Origin of the sequence: Pseudomonas sp. DWRC2-2 (genome assembly GCF_049897885.1) — a bacterium.
In the GTDB taxonomy this organism is placed as follows: domain Bacteria; phylum Pseudomonadota; class Gammaproteobacteria; order Pseudomonadales; family Pseudomonadaceae; genus Aquipseudomonas; species Aquipseudomonas azotoformans_A.
Map to the genome: position 1 here is coordinate 270,704 of NZ_JAFCXD010000002.1, position 25,036 is coordinate 295,739.

At 61.0% G+C, this 25,036-nt stretch carries 21 protein-coding genes and 1 other RNA gene; 18 read left to right on the top strand and 4 right to left on the bottom strand.

The window, feature by feature from the left end:
* Positions 1-13: 13 nt before the first annotated feature.
* Both ACP7EW_RS09780 and ACP7EW_RS09785 read right to left on the bottom strand, forming a co-directional pair.
* On the bottom strand, positions 14-385 hold the full coding sequence (locus ACP7EW_RS09780; protein ID WP_061435353.1) for a YraN family protein: 372 nt from the start codon (positions 383-385) through the stop codon (positions 14-16).
* Entirely contained in the window at positions 385-2,196 is a 1,812-nt protein-coding gene (locus ACP7EW_RS09785; RefSeq protein WP_426216710.1) for a penicillin-binding protein activator, read from the bottom strand. The genes ACP7EW_RS09780 and ACP7EW_RS09785 overlap by 1 nt, the downstream gene beginning before the upstream one ends.
* Before the next feature lie 176 nt (positions 2,197-2,372).
* On the opposite strand from ACP7EW_RS09785, the gene rsmI reads away from it, so the two are divergent.
* From rsmI to lpxC, 18 genes are all read left to right on the top strand, one after another.
* A complete protein-coding gene (gene rsmI, locus ACP7EW_RS09790; protein WP_426216712.1) occupies positions 2,373-3,278 on the top strand; it encodes a 16S rRNA (cytidine(1402)-2'-O)-methyltransferase in 906 nt (301 codons plus the stop codon).
* Positions 3,279-3,374: 96 nt separating this feature from the next.
* Positions 3,375-3,728: RNase P RNA component class A (gene rnpB / locus ACP7EW_RS09795), an RNA gene on the top strand.
* A gap of 354 nt (positions 3,729-4,082) precedes the next feature.
* Positions 4,083-4,538, top strand: a complete 456-nt coding sequence (gene mraZ / locus ACP7EW_RS09800) for a division/cell wall cluster transcriptional repressor MraZ (RefSeq protein ID WP_003171868.1) — start codon at positions 4,083-4,085, stop codon at positions 4,536-4,538.
* Positions 4,535-5,482, top strand: a complete 948-nt coding sequence (gene rsmH, locus ACP7EW_RS09805) for a 16S rRNA (cytosine(1402)-N(4))-methyltransferase RsmH (protein WP_426216714.1) — start codon at positions 4,535-4,537, stop codon at positions 5,480-5,482. Before mraZ ends, rsmH begins: the two co-directional genes overlap by 4 nt.
* Entirely contained in the window at positions 5,479-5,772 is a 294-nt protein-coding gene (gene ftsL / locus ACP7EW_RS09810) for a cell division protein FtsL (protein ID WP_016974953.1), read from the top strand. The genes rsmH and ftsL overlap by 4 nt, the downstream gene beginning before the upstream one ends.
* Positions 5,772-7,514, top strand: a complete 1,743-nt coding sequence (locus ACP7EW_RS09815) for a peptidoglycan D,D-transpeptidase FtsI family protein (RefSeq protein WP_017738701.1) — start codon at positions 5,772-5,774, stop codon at positions 7,512-7,514. The genes ftsL and ACP7EW_RS09815 overlap by 1 nt, the downstream gene beginning before the upstream one ends.
* Positions 7,514-8,977, top strand: coding sequence for a UDP-N-acetylmuramoyl-L-alanyl-D-glutamate--2,6-diaminopimelate ligase (locus ACP7EW_RS09820; protein WP_133074629.1), 1,464 nt, complete (start codon positions 7,514-7,516; stop codon positions 8,975-8,977). Before ACP7EW_RS09815 ends, ACP7EW_RS09820 begins: the two co-directional genes overlap by 1 nt.
* Complete coding sequence (locus tag ACP7EW_RS09825; protein WP_426216716.1) at positions 8,970-10,340, top strand: UDP-N-acetylmuramoyl-tripeptide--D-alanyl-D-alanine ligase; 1,371 nt, start codon at positions 8,970-8,972, stop codon at positions 10,338-10,340. The genes ACP7EW_RS09820 and ACP7EW_RS09825 overlap by 8 nt, the downstream gene beginning before the upstream one ends.
* The gene (gene mraY, locus ACP7EW_RS09830; RefSeq protein WP_033899470.1) at positions 10,340-11,422 is read left to right on the top strand and encodes a phospho-N-acetylmuramoyl-pentapeptide-transferase; all 1,083 of its coding nucleotides are present in this window, start codon (positions 10,340-10,342) and stop codon (positions 11,420-11,422) included. The genes ACP7EW_RS09825 and mraY overlap by 1 nt, the downstream gene beginning before the upstream one ends.
* Positions 11,423-11,428: 6 nt before the next feature.
* Positions 11,429-12,775 (top strand): UDP-N-acetylmuramoyl-L-alanine--D-glutamate ligase, encoded by a 1,347-nt coding sequence (gene murD, locus ACP7EW_RS09835; protein ID WP_426216719.1) that lies wholly within the window; start codon positions 11,429-11,431, stop codon positions 12,773-12,775.
* A complete protein-coding gene (gene ftsW / locus ACP7EW_RS09840; protein WP_033899476.1) occupies positions 12,772-13,995 on the top strand; it encodes a putative lipid II flippase FtsW in 1,224 nt (407 codons plus the stop codon). Before murD ends, ftsW begins: the two co-directional genes overlap by 4 nt.
* On the top strand, positions 13,985-15,055 hold the full coding sequence (gene murG / locus ACP7EW_RS09845; protein WP_426216721.1) for an undecaprenyldiphospho-muramoylpentapeptide beta-N-acetylglucosaminyltransferase: 1,071 nt from the start codon (positions 13,985-13,987) through the stop codon (positions 15,053-15,055). The genes ftsW and murG overlap by 11 nt, the downstream gene beginning before the upstream one ends.
* The gene (gene murC / locus ACP7EW_RS09850; RefSeq protein WP_426216723.1) at positions 15,048-16,493 is read left to right on the top strand and encodes a UDP-N-acetylmuramate--L-alanine ligase; all 1,446 of its coding nucleotides are present in this window, start codon (positions 15,048-15,050) and stop codon (positions 16,491-16,493) included. The genes murG and murC overlap by 8 nt, the downstream gene beginning before the upstream one ends.
* On the top strand, positions 16,490-17,446 hold the full coding sequence (locus ACP7EW_RS09855; protein ID WP_426216725.1) for a D-alanine--D-alanine ligase: 957 nt from the start codon (positions 16,490-16,492) through the stop codon (positions 17,444-17,446). Before murC ends, ACP7EW_RS09855 begins: the two co-directional genes overlap by 4 nt.
* A gap of 4 nt (positions 17,447-17,450) precedes the next feature.
* On the top strand, positions 17,451-18,320 hold the full coding sequence (locus ACP7EW_RS09860) for a cell division protein FtsQ/DivIB (protein ID WP_016974963.1): 870 nt from the start codon (positions 17,451-17,453) through the stop codon (positions 18,318-18,320).
* Positions 18,321-18,335: 15 nt separating this feature from the next.
* Entirely contained in the window at positions 18,336-19,598 is a 1,263-nt protein-coding gene (gene ftsA / locus ACP7EW_RS09865) for a cell division protein FtsA (protein ID WP_010213031.1), read from the top strand.
* 65 nt (positions 19,599-19,663) lie between these two features.
* Positions 19,664-20,869 carry a cell division protein FtsZ gene (gene ftsZ, locus ACP7EW_RS09870; RefSeq protein WP_016974964.1) on the top strand — a complete coding sequence of 402 codons (1,206 nt, stop codon included), beginning with the start codon at positions 19,664-19,666 and terminating at the stop codon, positions 20,867-20,869.
* A 112-nt stretch (positions 20,870-20,981) separates the two neighbouring features.
* The gene (lpxC, locus tag ACP7EW_RS09875; RefSeq protein WP_003171886.1) at positions 20,982-21,893 is read left to right on the top strand and encodes a UDP-3-O-acyl-N-acetylglucosamine deacetylase; all 912 of its coding nucleotides are present in this window, start codon (positions 20,982-20,984) and stop codon (positions 21,891-21,893) included.
* Positions 21,894-21,945: 52 nt separating this feature from the next.
* On the opposite strand, the gene ACP7EW_RS09880 is transcribed toward lpxC, so the two are convergent.
* Positions 21,946-23,442 (bottom strand): sensor domain-containing diguanylate cyclase, encoded by a 1,497-nt coding sequence (locus tag ACP7EW_RS09880; RefSeq protein WP_426216727.1) that lies wholly within the window; start codon positions 23,440-23,442, stop codon positions 21,946-21,948.
* Positions 23,443-23,528: 86 nt separating this feature from the next.
* Entirely contained in the window at positions 23,529-24,851 is a 1,323-nt protein-coding gene (locus tag ACP7EW_RS09885) for an OprD family porin (protein WP_426216729.1), read from the bottom strand.
* Between the last annotated feature and the right edge of the window lie 185 nt (positions 24,852-25,036).

Here is a 25,036-nt window from a genome sequence, read left to right on the forward strand (position 1 = left end):
GATGTCCGGCGAATCAGCTGTCGAAGGCATTTTTCAGCCAGTTCAGATCAGCCTGACCAGACGGTGTGCTTTCTATGGCAACCACATCGAAACGGCAGGGGGCGTCGGCCCAGCGATGCTCTTTTTGCAGGAAAAACTGCGCGGCGAGTATCAGCTTTTGACGCTTGCGCCCGTCAATACTGGCGAGCGCGCCACCCCATTGTGCGTGTTTTCTGTAGCGGACTTCGACGAATACTACTGTATCGCCGTCAAGCATGACCAGATCAAGCTCGCCGCGTTTACACAACCAGTTCTGCGCCAGCAGGCGCAGACCCTGTTGTTGCAAGTGTTTCAGAGCTTGTAGTTCGGCATCCTTGCCGCTTTGTGCGCTGGACCGCTCAGGCATCAGCGCGGGGTGTCCGGCAGGCGCTGAATCTCGCCGCCGACAAACTTGGCCCATGGCATCTGGCGATCAACGCGCTGGTTGGCGCTGATGCCCAGGTTGCCCGACAGGCCTTCAACACGGGTGTCCGGCAGTGCCTTGAGTTGCCCCAGGCGCGGCGCCAGGCGGTAGGCATCGACGCCCATCGCGTACAGTCGGCCGAGGCTGCCATTGGCTTGCGGCCATTGCGCGGCAACCTGGTTGCGCAGTGGGTCGGTGGTGTTGAGCAGCCAAGGGGTTTCGCAGAACATCACGTTGGTCATGTCCAGGTACTGGTTCTTGTCGCCGCTGGCGCTGAACACGTGGGACGTGGCGTAGACCGGCACATCACCAGCATATTGGAAGTTCAGGGTTGGCTTGATCTGTTGGGCCAGTTGCGGCGTCACGGCCAGGAAGATGAACTCGATGTCCTGGCGACGCGAAGGTTGCGCGGCGACGTCGGTGCCGACGGTGCTTTGCAGGCTCTTGGCGCGTCCTTCGCTTTTACGCAGTTGGAACAGGTCGGCAATTTGCTGGGCAAGAGCGACTGGCTGATCGACATACTCGACCCCCATGACCTGGCCGCCATTGGCTTCCCAGTCCTGGCGGAAGGCCTTGTAGACTCGCTCGCCCCATTCGCCACGGGGCACCATTGCAGCCGCACGGTGCAGGCCATCGGCACGGGCGCGGCGCGATACTTCGCGGGCTTCGTCTTCTGCGGCCAAACCGAACTGGAACAATTGCGCCGGGCTGCGATCAGTCTCGCTGTAGTTCAGTGCCAGGGTGGTGATTGGTAACTGCGGACGTGCGCTGAGCTGTTTGACCAGCGGTTTTTCCAGCGGGCCGACCACCAGTTGCACGCCGGCCGCCTGGGCCTTGGCGTAGAAGTCGTCGAGGGAGTTGAGGCGCGAGCTGTCATAGAACTCGATGACCGGCGGCTTCTGCCCGGCTTGCTCAGCCTGGTAGTGCGCCGCCATGAAGCCTTCACGCAGCGCCTTGCCGACGGAAGCCAGTGGGCCGTCCTGTGGCAGCAGCAGGGCGATCTTGGTCAGGGGCTGGCTCGCCAGCTCCTTGAGCTTGGTCAGCGGTGTCGGCAGTTGCACGGCCGCCGGATGCCCCGGGTTCTGAGCGCGCCAGGTATCGATGGCGGCTTGTTGCTGCTCCAGCGTGCCGGCGCCCTTGACCGCCTGGGCCAGGGTGATCCAGCCGTCGAGCGTCGGGTTGCCGCTGGCTTGCAGCTGTTCAGCCGGCAGGGCGGCAATCAATACCCAGATGGCTTCGTGGTTGCTTTTGGCGGCATCGCCTGTGAGCAGCGGGGCCATGGCCACACGTTCGCGGGCGGCGGCCAGGGTCTGGCCATCCGCTTCATAGGCACGGGCGTGCACGCTGCCGGTGCGGACCTGCTGTTCAGGCGGCAGGTCCTTCAGGCTTTGCAGGCTCGGGTGGTTCAGGGCGGTCAAGGCGGCCTTGGGCTGGTTGCGCGCCATGGCCAATTCGGCGGCCAAGGTGCTGGCAAACACTTGCGCGGCGGGCTTGAGGACATCCAGGGACACCTGCGCAAGAATCTGCGACGAGCGGCCAGGGTTGTTCTGCTTGTAGGCCATGTCTGCCGCACTCAGGCGCAGCAATGCGGCCTTTTCTGGCGTCTTGGCGGTGGTGGCCTGTTCGAGCAGTTGCTCGATACTGGCGTCCGGGGTCCGTGGAAGGTCGCCAAGGCTGGACGAGGGCGAGCTGGCGCACGCGGCCAATAAGGCAGCGAGGCAGAGGGCGGAGAGCAGCCGCAGGCAAGCGATCATGTAAGTGTTCCTGATACCGATCAAATTAGCGTGGAATTGTACCCAAGCACTGGCCCAGGCGCGATGTTACTGGCGTGAAACCGTCGATTTAGGTCGTGCAAATGTTGCAACAGTCGTTAAACGGCTGAAAAGGCATCGGCCGTGATGGCATATTTTCCAGGCGCCTACGCGCTACAATGTCGCTTTTGCCAACCATCGAGGTGTGCGTTTTGACTGCTCCAGGTCCTTTGAATTCCACTGCAGGCTCGCTTTTTGTCGTGGCGACGCCCATTGGCAACCTGGACGACATCAGTGCGCGAGCATTGAAAGTGTTGCGCGAGGTTAAATTGATCGCGGCTGAAGACACCCGTCACTCCCAGCGGTTGATGCAGCATTTTGGTATCAGCACGCCATTAGCGGCTTGCCATGAGCACAACGAGCGCGAGGAAGGCAGTCGCTTTATCGTGCGCCTGCTGGCCGGCGACGATGTGGCGCTGATCTCCGACGCGGGCACGCCGCTGATCTCCGACCCTGGCTACCACCTGGTGCGCCAGGCGCGGGCCGCTGGTATCAATGTAGTGCCTGTTCCGGGTGCGTGCGCGCTGATTGCTGCATTGTCGGCGGCGGGGTTGCCGTCCGACCGTTTCATCTTTGAAGGTTTTCTGCCGGCCAAGGCTGTTGGGCGTCGTGCGCGCCTTCAAGCCTTGAAGGAAGAACCCCGCACCTTGATCTTCTATGAAGCTCCGCATCGCATCCTTGAATGCCTGCAGGACATGGAGCTGGTATTTGGCGGCGAACGCCTGGCGCTGCTGGCCCGCGAGCTGACCAAGACCTTCGAAACCCTCAAGGGCCTGCCATTGGAAGAGCTGCGTGCGTTCGTCGAGGGCGACAGCAACCAACAGCGCGGCGAGTGCGTGGTGCTGGTGGCGGGCTGGACCGCGCCAGAGGACGAATACGCCGTGGGCAGCGAGGCCATGCGCGTCCTGGACTTGCTGCTCAAGGAGATGCCGCTCAAGCGAGCCGCAGCCCTGGCGGCGGAAATTACCGGCGTGCGCAAGAACCTCTTGTATCAAGCGGCGCTGGATAAGCAGAAAGCCGAATAGTTCCGGTGTTAAACCGGTATTGCGTCTGAACGTGATGGCAATTCTGAACTTTTATTACTTGTCCTAAGTCCGCCGTGCCGTTAACCTGCGCGGCGGAGAGTCGATTGGACAGTCGCTGCCCTCTATGAAAATTAGGGGGGGGAGGAAAGTCCGGGCTCCATAGGGCGAAGTGCCAGGTAATGCCTGGGAGGCGTGAGCCTACGGAAAGTGCCACAGAAAATAACCGCCTAAGCACTTCGGTGCCGGTAAGGGTGAAAAGGTGCGGTAAGAGCGCACCGCACGACTGGCAACAGTTCGTGGCTAGGTAAACCCCACTTGGAGCAAGACCAAATAGGGTCCCAAGGCGTGGCCCGCGCTGGGACCGGGTAGGTTGCTAAAGATGTCCAGTGATGGCCATCGTAGACGAATGACTGTTCAAGACAGAACCCGGCTTACAGATCGACTCTCCACCTTTTTCCTTCTGTCCGAATCTCGGGCAGAAAACCGGTAGTAACGCAAGAATCCCTCCCTGCCGAATCATTGGCAGATGCATCTTCGTAATACCAAAAAAATCTTACTCTTAATAAATTACTTTAACTTCGAGCTATAGCTCTTTGAGCTATTTGCGCTTGTTGGACCAAAAACATCGCCGAACTCTGGTTTCTCCTCCTTTTACGCTCCTAAATCTCCGTTCTGTAAGGCTTTTCCTTGAATCCGCGCCTTGACGGTGTGGTGGGCGCATTCCTATAGTGTGCGCAAGTGGCGGAAAGTGGCACAAAGTGGGTTTTTTGAACGTAAAACGCTAAAATTTGGAGAAACGCATCTGTGTTTCGCGGAGCTAACGCTATCAGTCTCGATGCAAAAGGCCGTCTCGCCATGCCGAGCCGGTATCGTGACGAGCTGATTTCGCGAAGTTCTGGACAGTTGATCATCACGATCGATGCTGTTGACCCTTGTTTATGTGTTTACCCCCTCGATGAGTGGGAGTTGATTGAAACCAAACTGCGCGCCCTGCCTTCATTGCGTGAAGAGAACCGTCGCCTGCAGCGTTTGCTGATTGGTAACGCCGTCGACCTCGAGTTGGATGGCAGCGGTCGCTTCCTGGTGCCTCCGCGTCTGCGTGAGTACGCCAAGCTGGATAAGCGCGCAATGCTGGTCGGCCAACTGAACAAGTTCCAATTGTGGGACGAAGATGCCTGGGATGCTGTTTCTGCAGCTGACCTGGCTGCTATTCAACAACCGGGCGCTATGCCTGATGAACTGCGTGATTTGATCCTGTGACTATTGATAGCGGCTTTAACCACATCACCGTACTGCTTGACGAAGCCGTTGAGGCTCTCGCCGTACGCGCGGATGGCTGCTATCTGGATGGCACCTTCGGCAGGGGCGGGCATAGCCGGTTGATACTCAGCCAGCTCGGGTCCGACGGCAAACTCCTCGGGTTCGACAAAGACCCTCAAGCGATTGCCACCGGGCAAGCGCTAGCGGCCGAAGACGGCCGCTTTGTCGTTGTGCAGCGCAGCTTTGCCGAACTGGGCGCCGAAGTCGCCGAACGTGGCATGGCGGGCAAGGTGGCCGGGGTTTTGCTCGACCTGGGCGTGTCTTCGCCACAGCTCGACGACCCGGAGCGCGGCTTCAGTTTCATGAACGATGGCCCGCTCGATATGCGCATGGACCCGACTCGGGGCATCAGCGCAGCGGAGTTCATTGCGACCGCGCCCCATGAAGAAATCACCCGCGTGTTCAAGGAATACGGTGAAGAACGCTTCGCCGGTCGCATGGCCCGTGCCGTGGTCGAGCGCCGTGAAGTCCAGCCGTTTGAACGCACCGCCGACTTGGCCGAAGTATTGAAGGTCGCCAACCCCGCGTGGGAAAAAGGCAAGAACCCGGCGACCCGTGCGTTCCAAGGCCTGCGCATTCACGTCAACAACGAATTGGGCGACCTGGAGGCCGGCCTTGAGGCTGCCCTCGACGCGCTGGAAGTGGGCGGTCGCCTTGTCGTGATCAGCTTCCACTCCCTGGAAGACCGTATCGTCAAACTGTTCATGCGTCGCCTGGTCAAGGGTGAGTCCGACAACCTGCCGCGCAACCTGCCGGTGCGTTTCGAAGCCTTTGTGCCGAAAATCAAAATCCATGGCAAAGCGCAGTTCGCTTCCGAAGCCGAACTCAAGGCCAACCCACGTTCCCGCAGCGCCGTCATGCGCGTTGCCGAGAAGCTGCGGTGAGCAAGCTTTTTGCCAAGCCCCTCCCGGGCGGCAGCTTCTTTATGATGCTGCTGTTTGTCGGTGTACTGGTTTCCGCGATTGCGGTGTCCTACAGCGCCCACTACAACCGTCAACTGCTCAATACCCTGTACGGGGAACTGAGTGTGCGTGACAAGGCGCAAGCGGAGTGGGGCCGGTTGATCCTGGAGCAAAGCACCTGGACGGCCCATAGCCGTATCGAAGTGCTGGCCACCGAACAGCTGAAAATGCACATTCCTGGCGCGGCCGAAGTCCGCATGGTGGCGCCATGATGAAACTCGAGGGCGCACTCTACCCCTGGCGCTTCCGCCTGATGCTCGGCTTGCTGGCATTGATGGTGGGTGCGATTGCCTGGCGGATCATCGACTTGCAAGTGGTCGACCGTGATTTCCTGATCGGCGAGGGTAACGCCCGTAGCTTGCGTCATATCCCGATTCCTGCACACCGCGGCCTGATCACCGACCGCAACGGCGAGCCCTTGGCCGTTAGTACCCCGGTGACCACCCTGTGGGCAAACGCAAAGGAATTGCAGGTCGCCAAGGATCGTTGGCCGGCCCTTGCCTCTGCGTTGGGACAAGACCCGAAAGCCTTGGCTGAGCGCCTGGAAGCTCAGGCCAATAAAGAGTTTATCTACCTGGTTCGCGGGCTGACCCCCGAACAAGGCCAGCAAGTGCTCGACCTTAAAGTCCCCGGTGTCTACGGCATCGAGGAATTCCGTCGTTTCTACCCGGCCGGTGAAACCACCGCGCATATGGTCGGCTTCACCGACATCGATGACCATGGCCGCGAAGGCGTGGAACTCGCCTACGATGAATGGCTCGCCGGGGTTCCCGGCAAACGACAAGTCATCAAGGATCGGCGTGGCAGACTGATCAAGGATGTCCAAGTCACCAAAAACGCCAAGGCCGGTAAGCCCTTGGCGTTGTCGATTGACCTGCGCCTGCAATACCTGGCCAACCGCGAGCTGCGTAACGCGATCATTGAGAACGGCGCCAAGGCCGGCAGCCTGGTGATCATGGACGTGAAGACCGGCGAGATCCTCGCCATGGTCAACCAGCCGACCTACAACCCCAACAACCGTCGCAACCTGCAACCGGCGATGATGCGCAACCGCGCGATGATCGACGTGTTCGAGCCGGGTTCGACCATGAAAGCCATCTCCATGAGTGCCGCCCTCGAAACCGGACGCTGGAAGCCCAGCGACAAGGTCGAGGTGTATCCAGGCACCTTGCAGTTGGGCAAATACACCATTCGTGACGTATCGCGCACTGAAGGCCCGGTGCTGGATTTGACAGGTATCCTGATCAACTCCAGTAACGTGGGCATGAGTAAGGTCGCCTTCGATATCGGCGGTGAAACCATCTACCACCTGGCGCAGAAGATCGGTCTGGGCCAACCCACTGGCCTCGACTTCCCAGGCGAGCGCGTGGGCAACCTGCCGAACTACCGCGACTGGAAAAAGGCCGAGACCGCCACGCTTTCCTACGGTTACGGCCTGTCGGTGACGGCGATCCAGCTGGCCCACGCTTTCTCTGTATTGGCGAATAATGGCCGGATGGTTCCGCTGAGCCTGATCCACGTCGACGAAGCGCCGAAAGCCACCCAGGTGATCCCGGAAAACGTCGCCAAGACCATGCAAGGCATGCTGCAACAAGTGATCGAAGCACCGCGCGGCGTATTCCGTGCCCAGGTGCCGGCGTATCACGTGGCTGGCAAGTCGGGTACTGCGCGTAAAACCTCGGTGGGCACCAAGGGCTACGCCGAAAACTCCTACCGTTCGCTGTTCGCCGGTTTCGGCCCGATGAGCGATCCACGCTACGCCATCGTCGTGGTGATCGATGAGCCGAGCAAAGCCGGTTACTTCGGTGGCCTGGTATCGGCGCCGGTGTTCAGCAAAGTGATGTCCGGCACCCTGCGCCTGATGAACATCACGCCGGACAACCTGCCGCCGACCCAACAAGCGAACGCCGGACCACCGGCCGCTGCCGTAAAAGCCAATGGAGGGCGCGGCTGATGTCTCTTAGCCTGAACAAGATTTTTGCCCACGCCGGTCGCGATCTACTGATTCGCGAGTTGAGCCTGGACAGCCGTAATGTGCGTGCCGGTGACCTGTTCCTGGCCGTGCCTGGCGGTAAATTCGATGGCCGCGCGCATATCGCGGATGCGTTGCAACGCGGTGCGGCCGCCGTGGCTTATGAAGTGGAAGGCGCCACCGTACTGCCGATCACCGACGTGCCGTTGATTCCGGTCAAAGGTTTGGCCAAGCAGCTTTCGGATATCGCCGGGCGTTTTTATGGTGACCCAAGTCGACACGTCAATCTGGTCGGCGTCACTGGCACCAACGGCAAGACCAGCGTGACTCAACTGATTGCCCAGGCGCTTGACCTGCTGGGTCAGCACTGCGGCATCGTCGGCACACTGGGCACCGGTTTCTACGGCGCGTTGCAAAGCGGCCTGCACACCACGCCGAATCCAATCGCCGTGCAAGCGACCCTGGCCGACCTGAAAAAGGCCGGTGCCAAGGCGGTTGCCATGGAAGTGTCGTCCCACGGTTTGCATCAAGGCCGCGTTGCTGCGTTGGCGTTTGATGTGGCGGTGATGACCAACCTTTCCCGTGATCACCTCGACTACCACGGCACCATGGAAGCCTACGCTGCCGAGAAGGCCAAGCTGTTTGCCTGGAACGACCTCAAGTGCCGCGTGGTGAACCTGGATGACGCATTCGGCCGCCAACTGGCTGCCGAAGACCGTGAATCGCGCCTGATCAGCTACAGCCTGGAGGATTCCAGCGCGTACCTGTACTGCCGCGAAGCCCAGTTCAATGACGAAGGTGTGCGCGCCACACTGGTGACGCCGCAGGGCGAACATCATCTGCGCAGCAGCCTGCTCGGTCGCTTCAACCTGAGCAACACCCTGGCGGCCGTCGGCGCATTGCTCGGTCTGGATTACGCCCTCGACGAAATCCTGCGTGTACTGCCGAAGCTGGAAGGCCCGGTCGGTCGCATGCAGCGCCTGGGTGGCGGCAAGCAGCCGTTGGTGGTGGTCGACTACGCCCACACGCCGGATGCCCTGGAAAAAGTCCTGGTGGCTTTGCGTCCGCACGCCAAAGGCAAGCTGCTGTGCCTGTTCGGTTGCGGCGGTGACCGTGATCGCGGCAAACGCCCGTTGATGGCCGAGATCGTCGAGCGCCTGGCCGATGGAGTGCTCGTCACCGACGACAACCCGCGCAGCGAAGACCCGAGCCAGATTTTCGACGACATTCGTGTCGGCTTCAAAGACGTGTCCAAGGCTACGTTTGTCGCCGGTCGCGGTGCAGCCATCGCCCAATTGATCGCCAGCGCTGGTGCTGACGATGTGGTGGTGCTGGCGGGTAAAGGTCACGAGGACTATCAGGAAATCAACGGTGAGCGCCACGCCTTCTCCGATCTGGTCGAGGCCGATCACGCCTTGACCGCCTGGGAGGTCGCCCATGCTTAAAGCAATGAAATTCAGCGAGCTGACCGAGGCCCTGTCGGCCCGCGTGTTGTCGAGCGATTGCAGTTTCGACGGCGTCAGTATCGACAGCCGCGCCATCAAGCCAGGGCAATTGTTTGTCGCCCTGGCGGGCCCGCGTTTTGATGGTCACGACTACCTGAATGACGTCGCCGCCAAAGGTGCCGTCGGCGCCTTGGTGCAACGCGAAGTGGTGGATTCCACACTGCCACAACTGCTGGTTGCCGATACTCGCTTGGCCTTGGGTCAACTGGGTGCGCTGAACCGTGCGGCCTTTGACAAGCCTGTTGCAGCCATCACCGGCTCCAGCGGCAAGACCACGGTCAAGGAACTGCTCGCCGGTGTGTTGCGTACACGTGGCCCGGTTCTCGCGACCCGTGGCAACCTGAACAATGATTTCGGCGCTCCGTTGACCCTGCTTGAATTGGCCCCGGAACACACGGCGGCCGTGATCGAGTTGGGCGCATCGCGCGTCGGCGAAATCGCTTACACCGTGGCGCTGACCAAGCCCCACGTGGCGATCATCAATAATGCCGGTACCGCCCACGTTGGCGAGTTCGGTGGCCCGGAGAAAATCGTCGAAGCCAAGGGTGAAATCCTTGAAGGCCTCGATGCCTCGGGCACCGCTGTGTTGAATCTCGACGACAAGGCCTTCGAAACCTGGCGTGTACGCGCCGCCGGTCGCAAGGTCCTGACGTTTGCCGTGCTCAACGCCGCGGCTGATTTCCACGCCTCCAACATTACCGTTGATGCGCGGGGTTGCCCGTCCTTTACCTTGCACACCCCGCAAGGCAATGAACACGTGCAACTGAACCTGCTGGGCAACCATAACGTCGCCAATGCCTTGGCCGCCGCCGCTGCCGCTTACGCCCTGGGCGTGTCGCTGTTCGGTATCGCCACAGGTTTGGGCGCAGTGCAGCCGGTCAAAGGGCGCACCGTGGCGCAGTTGACCAGCAACGGCATGCGCGTGATCGACGACACCTATAACGCCAACCAGTCCTCCATCTGCGCCGCCATCGACCTGCTCAAAAGCTTCGACGGCCGCAAGGTGTTGGTGCTGGGTGATATCGCCGAGCTGGGTGAGTGGGCCGAACAGTCCCACCGCGACGTCGGCGCCTATGCCGCTGGCAAAGTCGACGCGCTTTACGCCGTCGGCCCGCACATGGCTCACGCTGTCAGCGTGTTTGGCCCCGGCGCTCGCCATTTCGCGACTCAGGCCGAGCTGATCCAGGCGCTGACGGCGGCTGAACACGATAAACACACAACCATTTTGATCAAGGGATCGCGCAGCGCGGTGATGGAAAACGTCGTCGCGGCCTTGTGTGGCTCAAGTACGGAGAAACATTAATGCTGCTGCTGCTGGCTGAGTATCTGCAACAGTTCCACAAAGGCTTCGCGGTCTTTCAGTACCTGACCCTGCGCGGGATCCTGGGTGTGCTGACCGCGTTGTGTTTGTCGCTGTTCCTGGGGCCGTGGATGATCCGCACCCTGCAGAACCTGCAAATTGGTCAATCGGTTCGTAATGACGGCCCGCAGTCGCACCTGTCCAAGTCCGGCACCCCGACCATGGGCGGCGCGCTGATCCTGTCGTCCATCGGCATCAGCACTTTGCTGTGGGCCGACCTGCACAACCGTTATGTATGGACCGTTCTGTTGGTGACGCTGCTGTTTGGCGCCATCGGCTGGGTGGACGACTACCGCAAAGTGATCGAGAAAAACTCGAAAGGGCTGCCAAGCCGCTGGAAGTATTTCTGGCAGTCGGTGTTCGGCCTCGGCGCTGCGATCTTCCTTTACACCACCGCGCCAAGCGCCGTGGAAACCACTTTGATCATCCCGATGCTCAAGGACGCCAGCATTCCCCTGGGCATCGGCTTCGTGGTGCTGACCTACTTCGTGATCGTCGGCTCCAGCAACGCGGTCAACCTGACTGACGGCCTCGACGGCCTGGCGATCATGCCAACGGTGATGGTGGGCGGTGCGCTCGGCATCTTCTGCTACCTGTCGGGTAACGTGAAATTCGCTGAATATCTGCTGATTCCCTATGTGCCGGGCGCAGGTGAATTGATCGTGTTCTGCGGTGCGTTGATCGGTGCCGGCCTGGGCTTCCTGTGGTTCAACACGTATCCCGCACAAGTCTTCATGGGTGACGTCGGCGCACTGGCGCTGGGCGCGGCCCTCGGCACCATCGCCGTGATCGTTCGCCAGGAAATCGTGCTGTTCATCATGGGCGGCGTGTTCGTGATGGAAACCCTGTCGGTGGTCATCCAGGTGGCGTCCTTCAAGTTGACCGGGCGCCGCGTGTTCCGCATGGCGCCGATTCACCACCACTTTGAACTCAAGGGCTGGCCTGAGCCACGTGTGATCGTCCGCTTCTGGATCATCACCGTGATTCTGGTGCTGATCGGCCTTGCCACCCTGAAACTGAGGTAGAAACGAGTGTCCCTGATCGCTTCAGACCACTTCCGCATCGTTGTCGGCCTCGGCAAGAGCGGCATGTCCCTGGTTCGCTTCCTGGCGAACCGGGGCAAGCCGTTTGCCGTGGCCGATACGCGGGAAAATCCACCGGAGCTGGTCACGCTGCGCCGTGACTACCCGCACGTGGAAGTGCGTTGTGGCGAGCTGGATGTCGAGTTTCTGTGCCGTGCCGACGAGCTCTACGTGAGCCCCGGCCTGGCCATCGCGACGCCGGCCCTGCAAGCCGCCGCCGCCCGTGGCGTGAAGCTGTCGGGCGATATCGACCTGTTCGCGCGTAACGCGCAGGCGCCGATCGTGGCCATCAGCGGTTCCAACGCAAAAAGCACCGTGACCACCCTGGTCGGCGAGATGGCCGCTGCGGCCGGCAAGCGCGTGGCCGTGGGCGGCAACATCGGCACGCCGGCGTTGGACCTGCTCAGCGACGACGTCGAGCTGTACGTGATGGAACTGTCGAGCTTTCAGTTGGAAACCACCCACGACCTCGGTGCCGAAGTGGCGACCGTGTTGAACGTGAGTGAAGACCACATGGACCGCTACAGCGGGCTGCCGGCCTATCACCTGGCCAAGCACCGGATCTTCCGGGGCGCCAAGCAAGTGGTGGTCAATCGTCAGGACGCGTTGAGCCGTCCGCTGATGGGCGAGGGCCTGCCATGCTGGACCTTCGGCCTGAGCAAGCCTGATTTCAAAGCCTTCGGCATTCGCGAAGAGAACGGCGAGAAACACCTGGCCTTCGAATTCCAGAACCTGATGCCGGTGCGCGAGCTGAAAATCCGTGGCGCCCATAACCAGTCCAACGCCCTGGCGGCTCTGGCGCTGGGGCATGCCGTTGGCCTGCCGTTCGACGCCATGCTGTCGGCCCTGCGTACATTCGGCGGCTTGGAACATCGCTGCCAGTGGGTGCGCGATCTCGACGGCGTCAGCTATTACAACGATTCCAAGGCCACCAATGTCGGTGCGGCCCTGGCGGCTATCGAAGGCCTTGGCGCCGATATCGAAGGCAAGCTGGTGCTGATCGCCGGTGGCGACGGCAAGGGTGCCGACTTCAAGGACCTTAAAGGCCCAGTGGCTGAACACTGTCGCGCCGTGGTGCTGATGGGCCGTGACTCAGACCTGATCGCCGCCGCCCTCGGCGATGCGGTGCCGCAAGTGCGCGCCACCTCCCTGGACGACGCCATCGCGCAATGCAAAGCCCTGGCCCAGACGGGCGATGCAGTGCTGCTGTCGCCGGCGTGCGCCAGTTTCGACATGTTCAAGAACTACGAAGAGCGCGGCCAGCTGTTCGCCGCCGCCGTGGAGGCCTTGGCATGAGTATCAACTTGCGGAACATCATCAAGCCGTACCCATCGCCGATCATCACCGGGCGCGGTATCGACCTCGACTTCCCGATGCTCGCCGGTTGCCTGGCGCTGTTGGGCCTGGGCCTGGTGATGATCACCTCGGCGTCGTCCGAAGTGGCCGCCGTACAGTCGGGTAACACGCTGTACATGATGATCCGTCACCTGGTGTACCTGGTGATCGGTCTTGGCGCGTGCATCGTCACCATGATGATCCCGATCGCCACCTGGCAACGCCTGGGTTGGCTGATGCTGATCGGTGCGTTCGGCTTGCTGATCATGGTGATCCTGCCCGGTATCGGCCGCGAGGTGAACGGTTCGATGCGCTGGATCGGCTTCGGCGCGTTCAACGTGCAACCGTCGGAAATCGCCAAGGTGTTCGTGGTGATTTACCTGGCCGGTTACCTGGTACGTCGCCAGAAAGAAGTGCGCGAAAGCTGGATGGGCTTTTTCAAGCCCTTCATCGTGCTGCTGCCGATGGCCGGCCTGTTGCTGATGGAGCCCGACTTCGGCGCCACCGTCGTGATGATGGGGGCTGCGGCGGCGATGCTGTTCCTTGGCGGCGTGGGCCTGTTCCGCTTTACCTTGATGGTGGTGCTGGCCGTGGCCGCCGTGACCATTCTGGTACAGGCGCAACCCTACCGGATGGCGCGTCTGATCACCTTTACCGATCCGTGGTCCGACCAGTTCGGTTCCGGCTACCAGTTGACCCAGGCGCTGATCGCGTTCGGTCGCGGCGAATGGCTGGGCGTGGGCCTGGGCAACAGTGTGCAGAAGCAGTTCTACCTGCCGGAAGCGCACACCGACTTCGTGTTCTCGGTACTTGCCGAAGAGCTGGGCGTGGTGGGTTCGCTGTGCACAGTCGCGTTGTTCGTGTTCGTGTGTGTACGCGGCATGTACATCGGCTTGTGGGCCGAAAAGGCCAAACAGTATTTCGCTGCTTATGTGGCGTATGGCTTGTCGTTCCTGTGGATCGGCCAGTTCCTGATCAACATCGGGGTGAACGTCGGCCTGCTGCCGACCAAGGGCCTGACCTTGCCGTTCCTCAGCTACGGCGGCAGTTCGTTGGTGATCTGCTGCGCGTGCTTGGGCTTGTTGCTGCGCATCGAGTGGGAGAGTCGAACCCACTTGGGCAGCGAAGAGATGGAATTCAGCGAGAGCGATTTTGCCGAGGAGCCGACCCATGGGCGCTAACGTGCTGATCATGGCGGGCGGCACCGGCGGCCATGTGTTCCCGGCCTTGGCCTGTGCGCGCGAATTCCAGAACCGTGGCTACACCGTGCACTGGTTGGGTACCCCGCGTGGCATCGAAAACGAATTGGTGCCGAATGCCGGCTTGCCACTGCACCTGATCAACGTCACCGGCCTGCGTGGCAAGGGCAAGTTGTCCCTGCTCAAGGCGCCGTTTGTGTTGCTCAAGGCGGTATGGCAGGCACGCAAAGTCATTCGTGAACTGAAGCCGGTGTGTGTGCTCGGTTTTGGTGGGTATGTGACCGGTCCTGGTGGTGTTGCCGCCAAGCTTGCCGGTGTGCCGGTGATCGTGCACGAGCAGAACGCCGTCGCCGGTACCGCCAACCGTCTGCTGGTGCCGTTGGCTGCGCGGGTGTGTGAAGCATTTCCGAAAACCTTTGGTACCTCGGACAAGCTGCGCACCACCGGCAACCCGGTGCGTACCGAACTGTTTATGGACATCGCCCGTGAAGCACTGCAAGGGCGCAAGCCGCACCTGCTGGTCATGGGCGGCAGCCTTGGCTCCGAGCCTTTGAACAAACTGCTGCCGGAAGCCCTGGCGCAACTCCCTGTGGAATTGCGCCCGGAAGTCTTCCATCAGGCTGGCAAAGATCACGGTGAAGTCACCGCCACGCGTTATCGCGAAGCCGGTGTTGAGGCGAACGTACAGCCCTTCATCAAAGACATGGCCCACGCCTATGGCTGGGCCGACCTGGTGGTCTGCCGCTCCGGTGCGCTGACCGTCAGTGAACTGGCGGCCGCCGGTCTGCCGTCCTTGCTGGTGCCTTTGCCCCACGCGATCGACGATCACCAGACCCGCAACGCCGAATATTTGGCCGGGGAGGGCGCTGCCTTCCTGCTGCCGCAAAGAACGACTGGCGCCGCCGATTTGGCCGCACGCCTGACTGAGGTTTTGATGCAACCGGAACGACTCAATAGCATGGCGAGCACCGCAAGCCGCCTGGCCAAACCTGACGCAACCCGCACCGTGGTCGATATCTGCCTGGAGGTGGCCCATGGTTGAGAATCAGAAAGCCATGCCACAACCGGAAATGCGCCGCATCCGTCGTATCCACTTCGTTGGTATCGGTGGCGTGGGCATGTGCGGCATCGCTGAAGTGTTGCTGAACCTGGGCTACCAGGTGTCCGGCTCCGACTTGAAAGAGTCGCCGGTCACCGAACGCCTGAAAACCTTTGGCGCACAGATCTTCATCGGCCACCGTGCGGAGAACTCCTCCGAGGCTGATGTGCTGGTGGTATCCAGCGCCGTGAACACCTCCAACCCGGAAGTGGCCACCGCCCTTGAGCGCCGCATTCCCGTGGTGCCGCGCGCCGAGATGCTGGCCGAGCTGATGCGTTATCGCCACGGCATCGCCGTCGCCGGTACCCACGGCAAAACCACCACCACCAGCCTGATCGCCTCGGTGTTCGCGGCCGGTGGCCTGGACCCGACGTTCGTGATCGGTGGCCGCCTGAATGCAGCCGGCACCAATGCACAACTGGGCACCAGCCGTTACCTGATCGCCGAAGCCGATGAAAGCGACGCGAGCTTCCTGCACCTGCAACCACTGGTCGCCGTCGTCACCAATATCGACGAAGACCACATGGCAACGTACGACGGTGACTTCAACAAATTGAAGAAAACCTTCGTCGAGTTCTTGCACAACCTGCCGTTCTACGGTCTGGCCGTGGTCTGCCTGGACGATCCGGTGGTGCGCGAAATCCTGCCACTGGTCAAGCGTCCGACCGTGACCTACGGCTTCAGCGAAGACGCCGACGTGCGCGCCATCAATGTGCGCCAGGAAGGCATGCAAACCTTCTTCACCGTGCTGCGTCCCGACCGCGAGCCGCTGGATGTGTCGGTGAACATGCCCGGCAACCACAACGTGCTGAATTCCCTGGCGACCATTTGCATCGCCACCGACGAAGGCGTCAGCGATGAAGCCATCGTCGAAGGCCTGTCGCGCTTTGCCGGCGTGGGCCGTCGCTTCCAGGTCTACGGCCAGTTGCCGGTAGAAGGCGGCGACGTGATGCTGGTGGACGACTACGGTCACCACCCGACCGAAGTCGCTGCCGTGATCAAGGCCGTGCGCGGTGGCTGGCCGGAGCGCCGCCTGGTGATGGTCTACCAGCCGCACCGCTATAGCCGTACCCGCGACCTGTACGACGATTTCGTCAATGTATTGGCCGACGCCAACGTGCTGCTGTTGATGGAGGTGTACCCGGCCGGTGAAGAACCGATCCCGGGCGCCGACAGCCGCAAGCTGTGCAACAGCATCCGTCAGCGTGGCCAGTTGGACCCGATCTACATCGAGCGTGGTGTGGACCTGGCGCCGATCGTCAAGCCGCTGCTGCGGGCCGGTGACATTTTGCTGTGCCAGGGCGCCGGTGATATCGGTGGTCTTGCGCCTAAGTTGCTGGCGAGCCCGCTGTTTGCTGCTGCGAAGGGGAAGTCGAAATGATCAACAACTACGGCTCCCTGTTTTCCACAATCGCACCCGCAGACTTCGGCCGCGTCGCGGTGTTGTTCGGCGGTAAAAGCGCTGAGCGCGAAGTGTCGCTCAAGTCGGGCAACGCTGTGCTCGAAGCCCTGCAAAGCGCCGGGGTGAATGCGTTCGGCATCGACGTGGGCGATGATTTCCTCGCTCGCCTTATGGCCGAGAAGATCGACCGCGCCTTCATCATCCTCCACGGCCGTGGCGGTGAAGACGGCAGCATGCAAGGCCTGTTGGAGTGCGCTGGCATCCCTTACACCGGCAGCGGCATCCTTGCTTCCGCGCTGGCGATGGACAAGTTGCGCACCAAGCAGGTGTGGCACAGCCTGGGCATTCCCACCCCGCGTCACAGTGTTCTGTGCAGCGAAGACGATTGTATTTCTGCAGCCAAGGAACTGGGCCTGCCTTTGATCGTCAAACCTGCCCATGAAGGCTCCAGTATCGGCATGGCTAAAGTGAACTCGGCCGCCGAATTGATCGACGCATGGAAAGCGGCAAGTACCTACGATTCGCAAGTGTTGGTGGAACAGTGGATCCAGGGTCCCGAGTACACCATCGCCACCCTGCGTGGTCAGGTTTTGCCGCCTATCGCATTGGGCACGCCCCACACCTTTTACGACTACGACGCCAAGTACCTGGCTTCCGATACCCAGTACCGGATCCCGTGCGGCCTTGACGCAAGCAAAGAACAGGAATTGATGGACCTCACGGCGAAAGCCTGTGAGGCGCTGGGTATCGCCGGTTGGGCGCGGGCAGACGTGATGCAGGATGACCAAGGGAATTTCTGGTTCCTGGAAGTCAACACTGCACCGGGCATGACCGACCACAGCCTGGTCCCCATGGCAGCCCGTGCGGCCGGTTTGGATTTCCAGCAGTTGGTGCTGGCGATTCTGGCCGACAGCATTGAGCCAAGAGGCTAAGGACATGAAAGGCGCATCGCTTCGTCATCAGCCCCCACAAGCACCGAGCCGCAAGCCGGTGCCACGGGGTGCCAGCCGAATGGTGGCTAAAGAGCCGATGTCGGCGCGCCTGCCGAAAGCCAACTTTGGTTTCCTCAAGGCGCTGTTCTGGCCGGTGTTGCTGGTGGTGCTGGGTTTCGGAACCTACGAAGGCGCGCAGCGTCTGTTGCCGTATGCCGACCGGCCGATCACCAAGATCAGCGTGCAGGGCGACTTGAGCTACATCAGCCAGCAAGCGGTACAGCAGCGCATCGGCCCGTACCTGGCGGCGAGCTTCTTTACCATCGACCTGGCCGGTATGCGCGCAGAGCTGGAACAGATGCCGTGGATCGCCCACGCCGAAGTCCGTCGAGTATGGCCGGACCAGGTGACGATCCGCCTGGAAGAACAACTGCCCGTGGCCCGTTGGGGCGACGAAGCGCTGTTGAACAACCAGGGCCAGGCGTTCACCCCGCGTGAGCTGGCCAACTATGAGCACCTGCCGCAGCTGTTCGGGCCGCAGCGGGCGCAGCAGCAAGTGATGCAGCAGTACCAGGCCTTGAGCCAGATGCTGCGTCCCATGGGCTTCTCCATTGCACGCCTGGAACTGCGTGAACGGGGTAGCTGGTTTTTGACGACCGGGGCAGGCAGTTCCGGCCCGGGCATCCAGTTGTTGCTGGGACGCGACCGCTTGGTGGAAAAGATGCGCCGCTTCATTGCCATCTATGACAAGACCTTGAAAGAACAGATTACGAACATTGCGAGCGTCGACCTGCGTTACGCCAACGGCCTGGCCGTCGGCTGGCGTGAACCGGCAGCGCCCACGGCAGCGCAACCCGCTGTCGCGAAGAATTAAGAAGAGGCAGGACCCATGGCAAACGTGCAAAGCGGCAAAATGATCGTCGGTCTCGACATTGGCACCTCCAAAGTGGTGGCGCTGGTGGGCGAGGTCGGGGAAGACGGCGTTATCGAAATCGTCGGTATTGGCACGCATCCGTCCCGGGGCCTGAAGAAGGGCGTGGTGGTGAACATCGAGTCCACCGTGCAATCGATCCAGCGCGCCATCGAAGAAGCGCAGCTGATGGCCGGTTGCCGGATCCACTCGGCGTTCGTTGGCGTGGCGGGCAACCATATCCGCAGCCTGAACTCCCACGGTATCGTGGCGATCCGCGACCGCGAAGTCAGCTCCGCCGACCTTGAACGCGTGCTCGACGCCGCCCAGGCCGTGGCGATCCCGGCTGACCAGCGCGTGCTGCACACGCTGCCGCAGGACTACGTGATCGACAACCAGGAAGGCGTTCGTGAGCCCCTGGGCATGTCGGGCGTACGTCTGGAAGCCAAGGTCCACGTGGTGACCTGCGCCGTCAACGCCGCACAGAACATTGAAAAATGCGTGCGCCGCTGCGGCCTGGAAATCGACGACATCATTCTTGAGCAGTTGGCCTCGGCCTACTCGGTACTGACTGACGACGAAAAAGAACTGGGCGTATGCCTGGTCGACATCGGCGGCGGCACCACCGACATCGCGATCTTCACCGAGGGTGCGATCCGTCACACCGCCGTGATCCCGATTGCCGGTGACCAGGTGACCAACGACATCGCCATGGCGCTGCGTACACCGACCCAGTACGCCGAAGAAATCAAGATTCGCTACGCCTGCGCCCTGGCCAAACTGGCCGGTGCCGGCGAGACCATCAAGGTGCCGAGCGTGGGCGACCGTCCACCGCGCGAACTGTCGCGCCAGGCCCTGGCCGAAGTGGTCGAGCCGCGCTACGACGAACTGTTCACCCTGATCCAGGCTGAACTGCGCCGCAGCGGCTACGAAGATCTGATCCCGGCCGGCATCGTGCTGACCGGTGGCACCTCGAAGATGGAAGGCGCGGTCGAACTGGCCGAGGAAATCTTCCACATGCCCGTCCGCCTGGGCGTGCCTCATGGCGTCAAAGGCCTGGGCGACGTGGTGCGCAACCCGATTTACTCCACCGGTGTGGGCTTGCTGTTGTACGGGCTGCAAAAGCAGACCGACGGCATTTCCCTGTCGGGCCCGAGCAACCGTGACAGCTACCGCAGTGACGACGAGGCGAAAGCGCCGTTGTTCGAGCGGTTGCAGGCATGGGTCAAAGGCAATTTTTAAAGATTTACCGCGACACCGTTGTAAGCAGTAGGCGAAAAAACTAGAGAAATGAAAGGAGAGGGAACATGTTCGAACTCGTAGACAACATCCCCGCAAGCCCGGTTATCAAAGTAATCGGTGTCGGCGGTGGCGGCGGCAACGCTGTCAACCACATGGTCAAGAGCAACATTGAAGGCGTTGAATTCATCTGCGCCAACACTGATGCCCAGGCGCTGAAAAGCATCGGCGCGCGGACCATCCTGCAATTGGGCACAGCCGTGACCAAGGGCCTCGGTGCTGGCGCCAATCCGGAAGTCGGCCGTCAAGCTGCCCTGGAAGACCGCGAGCGTATTGCCGAAGTGCTGCAAGGCACCAACATGGTGTTCATCACCACCGGCATGGGCGGCGGTACCGGTACTGGTGCTGCGCCGATCATCGCCGAAGTGGCCAAGGAAATGGGCATTCTGACGGTCGCTGTCGTGACCCGTCCGTTCCCGTTCGAAGGTCGCAAGCGTATGCAGATCGCCGACGAAGGCATCCGTCTGCTGTCTGAAAGCGTCGACTCGTTGATCACCATCCCCAACGAGAAACTGCTGACCATCCTGGGCAAGGACGCCAGCCTGCTGTCCGCGTTTGCCAAGGCGGACGATGTACTGGCTGGTGCCGTTCGCGGTATCTCCGACATCATCAAGCGTCCAGGCATGATCAACGTCGACTTTGCCGACGTACGTACCGTGATGAGCGAAATGGGCATGGCGATGATGGGCACTGGCTGCGCCAGCGGTCCGAACCGTGCACGTGAAGCTACTGAAGCGGCGATCCGCAACCCGCTGCTGGAAGACGTGAACCTGCAAGGTGCACGCGGCATCTTGGTGAACATTACCGCCGGTCCTGACCTGTCCCTGGGTGAGTACTCCGACGTGGGTAGCATCATCGAAGCCTTCGCTTCCGAACACGCGATGGTCAAAGTCGGCACCGTGATCGATCCGGACATGCGCGACGAGCTGCATGTGACCGTGGTTGCGACCGGCCTGGGTGCAAAAATCGAGAAGCCTGTGAAGGTGATCGACAACACCCTGCACAACGCCCAAGCCAGCCACGCCAGCCAAGCGGCTGCCGCTCCAGCGCCTTCGCGCCAGGAACTGCCGTCGGTGAACTACCGTGACCTGGACCGTCCGACCGTGATGCGCAACCAGGCTCAGGCCGGTGCTGCGGCGTCCCGTAGCCCGAATCCGCAAGATGATCTGGACTACTTGGACATCCCGGCATTCCTGCGTCGTCAGGCCGATTAATGGAATGTATCAGGGCTATGAAGGTGATTGGTGTTCAGCAAAGGTCTGGTCTGCTATTATCGCCAGCCTTTGTTGATACCAGTTCGCAATTTGCGCTCAAGCGGTCCAAGCCATGATTAAACAACGCACCCTGAAGAATATTATCCGTGCCACAGGTGTAGGTCTGCACTCCGGGGAGAAGGTATACCTGACCCTCAAGCCCGCACCTGTCGACACCGGCATCGTGTTTGTTCGTGCCGACCTGGACCCTGTGGTGCAGATTCCTGCTCGCGCGGAAAACGTTGGCGAAACCACGATGTCGACCACATTGGTCAACGGTGACGTCAAAGTGGACACGGTGGAGCACTTGCTCTCGGCCATGGCTGGCCTGGGCATCGATAACGCCTACGTCGAGCTCTCCGCGTCCGAAGTCCCGATCATGGATGGCAGCGCTGGACCCTTCGTATTCTTGATTCAATCTGCCGGCCTGGAAGAACAGGACGCAGCCAAGAAGTTCATTCGCATTCTGCGGGAAGTGACAGTAGAAGACGGCGACAAGCGCGCCACCTTCGTCCCGTTCGAAGGCTTTAAAGTGAGCTTTGAGATCGATTTCGATCACCCGGTATTCCGTGACCGCACCCAAAGTGCAAGCGTGGATTTTTCCAGCACTTCGTTCGTAAAAGAAGTCAGCCGCGCCCGTACTTTTGGTTTCATGAGTGACATCGAGTACCTGCGCAAGCACAACCTCGCACTCGGCGGCAGCGTTGAAAACGCCATTGTGGTCGACGCGGATGGTGTACTGAACGAAGACGGCCTTCGCTACGAAGACGAATTCGTGAAGCACAAGATCCTCGATGCAATCGGTGACCTCTACCTGCTGGGCAATAGCCTGATAGGCGAGTTCAAAGGCTTCAAGTCGGGCCACGCCCTTAACAACCAGCTGCTGCGCAAGTTGATTGAGCAGACAGATGCTTGGGAAGTCGTGACCTTCGAAGATGCCAGCACCGCACCGATCTCTTACATGCGTCCCGTTGCGGCGGTGTAAGTAACAACTCTCTTTCTTTAGTTTTGAAAGGCTGCCTTCGGGTGGCCTTTTTTTATGCCTGGTTATTCGCATCCACAATACGGTTACGCCCGGTGTGCTTGGCCTCGTACAGCGCCTGATCCGCACTCAGCAACAACGCCTCCAGCGACTGACGGCTGCGCTTGTCCCAAGTGCTCATGCCGATGCTCACCGTAATCGGCTGTTCATCTCCTCCCACCCTCGGCAAGTGCTCGATACCGCTGCGGATATGCTCGGCAATCACCCAGGCGCCCTTGGCATCGGTCACCGGCAGCACCACCGCAAACTCTTCGCCGCCATAGCGCGCGGCCAGGTCGGCCGGGCGGCGGATATTGGTACCGATCACCTGGGCGACAGTGCGTAATGCTTCATCGCCGCCGTGATGGCCGTGGCGGTCGTTGAACGCCTTGAAGTGGTCCACATCGATCATCAGCACCGTCAGCGGCTCGGTCGAACGTTGCGCGCGATCCCATTCCAGGCGCAGGCGTTCGTCCAGGATACGGCGGTTGGCCAGGCCGGTGAGGGCGTCGGTGGCTGCCAGTTCTGACAGCACGCGTTCGGTGCGATAACGGCGGCGCAATTCCCGGCGCAGCATCCAGGTCAGCCAGAGCAAGCCGACACAGAGGATGCCGGTGGCACTGCTGACCAGCAGCGCGGCGCGTTGCCAGGGCGCAAATACGTCATCGGCGGAGAGCGCCACCACCACAATCAGCGGCAACTCACCGACGTTGCTGAACGTATACAGGCGTTCCTGGCCGGAAAGGGCGGAGATCGCCCGGAAACTCCCTTCGCCCTCGCGCAGCATGCGTTTGAAGTTGGGGCGATCGCTCAGGTCTTTGTCGATCATGTCGCGTTCCAGCAACGGCTGCTGGGCCAGGAGGATGCCGTGGGTATTCAGCAGATTGACAGAGCTGCCATTGCCGATGGCCAGGCGGTTGAACAGTTGATCGAAATACGCCAAGCGCATGGTCGCCACGGCCACACCGGCAAACTCACCGTTGGGGCCGGACACCCGGCGGCTGAATGCAATGCGCCACACCTGGTCGCAGGCACAGTGGATCTTGAATGGGCGACTGATGAACAACCCGGCCTGGGATGTATGTTGATGGGCCTGGAAGTAATCGCGATTGGCAAAGTTGCGCGGCGTCGGCCACAACGTCGAAGAGTCGGCAATCACCGCACCGTTGGCGTCCAGTAACAGCACTTCACCTTTGAAGGGGGCCGCCGTGGATTGATCGAACTGCACCAGGTGCCGGATGTCCGGCGAAACCTGACTCAAGTCCTGCCGCGTAGTGGCGGCGATAAGCCCTTGCAGCGCCAAGTCGTAGAGTTCGACGTTGCGCAGCACATCGGCATTGATCAGTTGGGTGATGTTGCTGGTGGCGCGCTTGGCGGCCTGCAAGGTGCTGGCATGTTCGCGGATCAGCAGCGCCGCGACGATCACCACAATCAGGACGACAGTGAGGCCACTGCCCAGCATCAGAAACAGCTCCGGGCGTGCCGGCAGGGTGCGAGAACTGGATTGACTCATCGGGCAGACTTCAGCGGTGAGGATGCTGGCAGTTTAGTTCTACCCGATGAAAATTAAATACGTGGTTAAAAAGAAAGATCTGTCCGTCAGAACACGTTGATCGGGTAATCAACGATCACCCGGTATTCATCCACGTCGCGATCCACCGCCGAGTAGCCGTTACTGCCGCGATTGGTCGCCCATTGCAGGCGCACGGCCAAGTCCTTGGCCTTGCCGCCCTGTACCACGTACTTGAGGTCGATGTCCCGTTCCCAATGCTTGGCGTCTTTGCCATCGGCGCTGTACCAGGCGCTGTAGCCACGGCTTTGCGGGTCGACCTTGGTCAGGTCGGTCTTACCGCTGATGTAGGACACGGCCGAGGTCAAGCCGGGCATGCCGAGGCCGGCGAAGTCGTAGGCGTACTTCAGCTTCCACGAGCGTTCGTTGGGGCCGTTGAAATCGGAATACTGCTGGGAATTATCCAGGTAGATGCTGTCGCCCTGGGCAATGTAGTCGAGCGGCGTGTTGCCGTTGACTCGCTGGTAGGTGGCTGTGACGCTGTGGTTTCCCACGCCGACGGTGAAGTGCAGGCTGTAGGTGTTGTTGTCGATATCCCCGAGCAGGGACTGACCGGTGTCCTGGGTGTGGTAGTAGTGCAGGCCCGGGTTGAGGCTGATCAGGTCATTCAGCGCGTAGGTGTAGTCCAGGTCGTAGTAGTACTGGTTCCACACATCCTTGAGTTCGGAGGCATAGAGGTTGCTGGTCAGCCCTTCAATGCCGCTGAACGATACACCGGCCCAGTTCATGTGCTGGCTATCGGTGTTGTTCGGCAGAGCGCCGTAGCTGGTGCCGATGCGGCGATGGCCGCTCTGGTTGTAGAGCTTGGTGAAACTGGCCTGGCCGCCTTCGAACATCCAGCCGTCGAAGCTGTGGTTGGTCAGGCTCACACCGCGGAAGGTCTGCGGCAGCATGCGGGTCATGCCGCCGGCGATCACTGGGTTGTTGAGGAACAGGTCACCGGCCTTCAACTCGGTATCGAACGCGCGCATTTTCAGGGTGCCGCCGGCGGTGGAGAACGAGCCGGGCGCCTTGCCGTTGCCACTGCCGTAAGGAAGGATGCTGGATCCGTCGGTGCCGCCACCGCCGTCCAGCTTGAGACCGAGCATGGCGTGGGCGTCCAGGCCGAAACCGACCGTGCCCTGGGTGTAGCCGGATTCGAAGGTGCCGAGAAAACCCTGGCCCCATTCCTTGCTGTCATCGGTGTGAATGTCGCGACGGTCGCGGTTCATGTAGTAGTTGCGGGTGTTGATGTTGAGGTGGGCGCCCTCGACGAAACCGTCGGCGGGGGTGGTGTCTGCCGCGTGGGCAAGGGGGGCAATCGTTGCTGCAATCGCGAGGAATAACGGGGTGAACGTCAGCGAGTTCTTCACCGGTGGAGCTCCTTTGGTCAATCGAAAACGGCCAATGTCGTGGGTGTGCCTGGCCTTTTTTACGGCAAAAAAAAGCCGCTGAAGTCAGCGGCTTTAAGACAGATTCCCAGTGTAGAGCCCTGGAAAAAAGTCGAGGGAAATTCGGGTAAGCGGAGACTGCCTTTGCCGTCGCGCTCACCGATGCG

Excerpts from the sequence above, each read along its gene's own strand:
- ACP7EW_RS09785 (WP_426216710.1), bottom strand. The coding sequence starts at position 2,196 with ATGATCGCTTGCCTGCGGCTGCTCTCCGCCCTCTGCCTCGCTGCCTTA.
- ACP7EW_RS09880 (WP_426216727.1), bottom strand. The coding sequence starts at position 23,442 with ATGAGTCAATCCAGTTCTCGCACCCTGCCGGCACGCCCGGAGCTGTTT.
- ftsW (WP_033899476.1), top strand. The coding sequence starts at position 12,772 with ATGAGTATCAACTTGCGGAACATCATCAAGCCGTACCCATCGCCGATC.
- rsmI (WP_426216712.1), top strand. The coding sequence starts at position 2,373 with ATGTCGCTTTTGCCAACCATCGAGGTGTGCGTTTTGACTGCTCCAGGT.
- murG (WP_426216721.1), top strand. The coding sequence starts at position 13,985 with ATGGGCGCTAACGTGCTGATCATGGCGGGCGGCACCGGCGGCCATGTG.
- ACP7EW_RS09855 (WP_426216725.1), top strand. The coding sequence starts at position 16,490 with ATGATCAACAACTACGGCTCCCTGTTTTCCACAATCGCACCCGCAGAC.
- ACP7EW_RS09780 (WP_061435353.1), bottom strand. The coding sequence starts at position 385 with ATGCCTGAGCGGTCCAGCGCACAAAGCGGCAAGGATGCCGAACTACAA.
- ftsZ (WP_016974964.1), top strand. The coding sequence starts at position 19,664 with ATGTTCGAACTCGTAGACAACATCCCCGCAAGCCCGGTTATCAAAGTA.
- ACP7EW_RS09860 (WP_016974963.1), top strand. The coding sequence starts at position 17,451 with ATGAAAGGCGCATCGCTTCGTCATCAGCCCCCACAAGCACCGAGCCGC.
- ACP7EW_RS09825 (WP_426216716.1), top strand. The coding sequence starts at position 8,970 with ATGCTTAAAGCAATGAAATTCAGCGAGCTGACCGAGGCCCTGTCGGCC.
- lpxC (WP_003171886.1), top strand. The coding sequence starts at position 20,982 with ATGATTAAACAACGCACCCTGAAGAATATTATCCGTGCCACAGGTGTA.
- ACP7EW_RS09820 (WP_133074629.1), top strand. The coding sequence starts at position 7,514 with ATGTCTCTTAGCCTGAACAAGATTTTTGCCCACGCCGGTCGCGATCTA.
- mraY (WP_033899470.1), top strand. The coding sequence starts at position 10,340 with ATGCTGCTGCTGCTGGCTGAGTATCTGCAACAGTTCCACAAAGGCTTC.
- ACP7EW_RS09815 (WP_017738701.1), top strand. The coding sequence starts at position 5,772 with ATGAAACTCGAGGGCGCACTCTACCCCTGGCGCTTCCGCCTGATGCTC.
- murC (WP_426216723.1), top strand. The coding sequence starts at position 15,048 with ATGGTTGAGAATCAGAAAGCCATGCCACAACCGGAAATGCGCCGCATC.
- ftsA (WP_010213031.1), top strand. The coding sequence starts at position 18,336 with ATGGCAAACGTGCAAAGCGGCAAAATGATCGTCGGTCTCGACATTGGC.